Annotated in this window: 3 protein-coding genes; all 3 read right to left on the reverse strand. The window is 42.8% G+C overall.

What is annotated here, in order from left to right; genetic code table 11:
* Positions 1-80 precede the first annotated feature (80 nt).
* The 3 genes from JHC35_RS06805 to JHC35_RS06815 are packed head-to-tail and all read right to left on the reverse strand — an operon-like array spanning position 81 to position 3662.
* Complete coding sequence (locus JHC35_RS06805) at positions 81-449, reverse strand: response regulator (protein ID WP_295043326.1); 369 nt, start codon at positions 447-449, stop codon at positions 81-83.
* Positions 446-1768, reverse strand: a complete 1323-nt coding sequence (locus tag JHC35_RS06810) for a methyl-accepting chemotaxis protein (RefSeq protein WP_295043327.1) — start codon at positions 1766-1768, stop codon at positions 446-448. The genes JHC35_RS06805 and JHC35_RS06810 overlap by 4 nt, the downstream gene beginning before the upstream one ends.
* The gene (locus tag JHC35_RS06815; protein ID WP_295043330.1) at positions 1758-3662 is read right to left on the reverse strand and encodes a PAS domain-containing sensor histidine kinase; all 1905 of its coding nucleotides are present in this window, start codon (positions 3660-3662) and stop codon (positions 1758-1760) included. The genes JHC35_RS06810 and JHC35_RS06815 overlap by 11 nt, the downstream gene beginning before the upstream one ends.
* Positions 3663-3751: the final 89 nt, after the last annotated feature.

A 3751-nucleotide genomic window follows, 5' to 3' on the forward strand; every position in this document is an offset into this window, starting at 1 on the left:
AATTGTCAAGTATCCATATCAAGTTACTAAGGTATTAAAATTTAAACCAAAAAAAGGGAGTAAGCTCTCTAATCGATCACTTAACGTGCTTTGATAAGTTCTCGTACCTTTTTCTCGACATCCGCCAAAGATTCAAACGGTTTGAGAAGATAATGATCGGCACCGACCTTGTGGCTTTGCAATACCTTATCCAACGTCGAATAGGCCGTCATCATAATAACAGCACATTCCGGATCTTTGTTTTTTATCTCTTCCAGAACGCTCAAACCATCTTTTTGAGGCATCATGATGTCCAACAAAACTCCATCATACTCCCCTTTTCGAAAACGGCTGAGTGCCGTAATAGGATTATCTATATAGGTGATTGCTATATCTTTGGAACGTCCTAATGCTTTTTCAAGCATCGTTCCGATCGATTGCTCATCATCAATAATCAATAAACGTATCATTTTAGCCCTCCGAATAATTTATCAATCGCACTGCCCATCAAATCGTCCGTTTTCTCGGCGACGAGAATATCGAGCGCTTCGACAACACCATGACTGGCTTCTTCAATCGCTTTAATTCGTTGTTCAATTTGGGTGCGTGAACACAATTTGTGTCCGTCACCGCAGTCAGCGATCAGCGCATTCGCTTGAGAATGAACCGCAGCATGCGGTTTTTCAAGCATTCCGTACGATTTAAGATGCCCGAACTGCTCTTTTCCGATACCGGTATCGTACCATTTTCCTAAGCGGCACGAATGGTGATCGACGGCGGTAAAGCTGTTCGATTGACCGAACAAGAAAGCATAGACGTTATTTTTGAAAATAACATGGTCGATTTTTGCCAAATTACTGAAAATATAGTTGCTGATATCCATGATCTCATACACACTGCGCGATGAGTTGCGCTGGAATGTCCCCATACGGACACTCAGTTCAGAGACTTCCCCTTTGGTACTGGAGACGATCCCCGAAAGCTCTTCGGTTGCCGTTTCGATTTCATTGGTATCTTGCTGCATCGATTGGATAACGATCTCAATCTCTTTGGTCGCTTTTTGGGTACGTTCCGCCAATTTGCGTACCTCATCCGCAACAACGGCGAATCCCCGTCCGTGTTCTCCGGCACGCGCTGCTTCGATAGCCGCGTTGAGGGCGAGAAGGTTCGTTTGATCGGCAATGTCTTTGATCAGTGCGATAACGTTGGACACTTCATGCGAACGGGTAACGAGACTCGACGTTGTGGAGAGTGTCCCCTCCATCAGCTCCGCCAGTTTATTCATGTAGTCATCAACACCCGTAGCGATTTTGAGTCCTTGCACGGAGCCATCAGCTGTTTCACGAGACTGCTCGATCATATCTTTGAGCTTTTCAAGGATGTCCATAAACACTTTTTGAGTTGCGTTCAAAGCTTCTTTGATACTGTGTTGATGCATCTCTAACAATCCGCCGCTTTCGCTTCCTACGACTGAGGATTTAGTCAATACAAACCCTTTGAAGCCGCGACTTAGATTTTTCGAAAGAACGCTCGCTTCACACTCTCCCACGACGATCTCATCCGATCCTTTGTTCAGTTCGCGAACTACGGCATCTTTGTTCGTGATCGATTCGGCACGCGTATTGAAAAAAATCGCTTCACCTTTCGCATCCAGGACAACAAGTGCCTCTTTATCACTCAATGCGGCAATCTCTTTGTACAATTCTACTTCCGCTTTCAATGCATCGCACTGCTCTTGCAAAGCACGTTTTTCTTCTCTGAGTTTTTCCGCTTCGCCATCAAACCACATCGTGTTTCTCCTCATACGTTTTTAACATAATTTCAAATTTAGCCCCGTGATTTTCATTACTCACTTTAACATAACCTCCATGTTTATCGATGATCGCTTTGGCAACATTCAAGCCGATCCCCATGCTTTTTTTCTTATCTCCGCTAATGGCAAAATCGAAAATCCCTTCGAGCATTGATTCTGGGATTCCTCCGGCATTATCGGCAATCGTTACGGTAATCCACTCTTGAGTACATGAGATGTCTATATCTATATAACGTTTTTCATACGAAATTATACCTTTTTCATATTCATCTAACGCATTATTTAGGATTATTATCCACACTTGTTCCAATCGTGTTGATATTCCCATGGTCACACAACTATTTTGATCGTATAAACTGTTACGACTGAACACTTCACCGTTAACACGAATCGGAACGATGTGCTTCGAACGGTTTAACAAAATTCGCAATGCATAAGTGATACTCATATAGATATTGCACGGCTGCATCTCCTCTTTTCCCGTTCCGGCAAATTCATACATGGAACTCACAATCGACTCAATTCGTGCAATCCCCTCTTGAATCGGTTCAAACAAAGAGAGAGCATCGGGAATTTTCTCTTCACATTCCATTTGAAGCAATTCCAGATTTCCTTTGATATAGGTGATCGGCGTATTGATCTCATGGGTAATCCCCGCTGCCAAACGCCCTACGCTCATCAATTTGGCATCATTTATTTGAGATTCTTTCATCCTCTCAATAGGGGTTACATCGATAAAGTAGAGAATATGATACTCTTCGCTCTGAATCATCGGATTTGGCATGGAGCTGACATGAACGGTATAATATTGAGCGTTTTGGCGATCGTCTATCGTTATGATCCGACCTTTTATCTCATCTTTATACACCTGCATAAAAATCGATTCCAACACAGCTCTTCGTGTACATCCGCCGGGGACAATCTTCTCTAACCCATGGGATGTTTCAACCATCCACGAATATGGAGAATCGGATGCAAAAAACGCTTCATTGCTCTCAAAGCCGTTCGATTTCAGGTATTGCTGATTGAGTACTACCGCTTCATATCGGTGGTTAAACAAAACCGTCAGCGAAGAACCGTTATCAATCAATTTCTCCATACTTGCCAAAATTGCCCGATTCATTTCGCTGACATCTTGAGCGATACAGACCAATTCATCTATCTCACCGTGTCGATCGCGGATAGCATAGATTGTACTATCTACCGTAACCGGTTTTCCCTGAGCGTTTACCAGTTCGATAACACCTCGATGGATATCTCCCGATTTGAGCCGTTCACGTACCAAAGTGCGTAAAAAGACCCAGAAGCGGCGTTCGACAAACCGCGTCCAATGACTCCCGATCATCGTATCACTCGAATACCCTAATAAACGGCATAAAAGATCATTGACTTCGATAATCAGACCGTTCTCTTCCATACGGATCAGGAGTGACATTTTAGAGATAGCAGTGAACATCAGATTGATTTGTTTATAGGCTTGTTGCGCATTTTTCGCTTCCAACGATTGGCGCATCAACCGTTCGGTTACTTTGAGTACCGCACTCGGCAAAAGGGGCTTCAAAAGATATTTATCGACTCCGACATCAATCGCCTGCAAAAACAGATCACTGCCGTGCGCGCTTGAAATGACCACCGTTTTTATCGCGGGATTTTCACTTTTGCTTTGACTGATCGTATCAAATATCACACTGCTCATCTGCATTGGATACAAGATGAGTAAATCGATCTCGTCAAATAAAATCGGAATAGTGGATTGAACACTGATATCGGCATTTAATTCGGATAATGCATTACAAAACGGGTCACTGTGAATGTCATTGTGATGACCTAACCATTCGCTTACGTAAACAATCCGTATTTTTTCTAACATAGTCCGCCGTATTTTTTAGTGTAATAGTACATTATTTTTTCATCTGTGTGTAATCTTTTTAAGATACAATCCCGTTTGTTATAATTTTG

Origin of the sequence: Sulfuricurvum sp., assembly GCF_022759005.1 — a bacterium.
Classification (GTDB): domain Bacteria; phylum Campylobacterota; class Campylobacteria; order Campylobacterales; family Sulfurimonadaceae; genus Sulfuricurvum.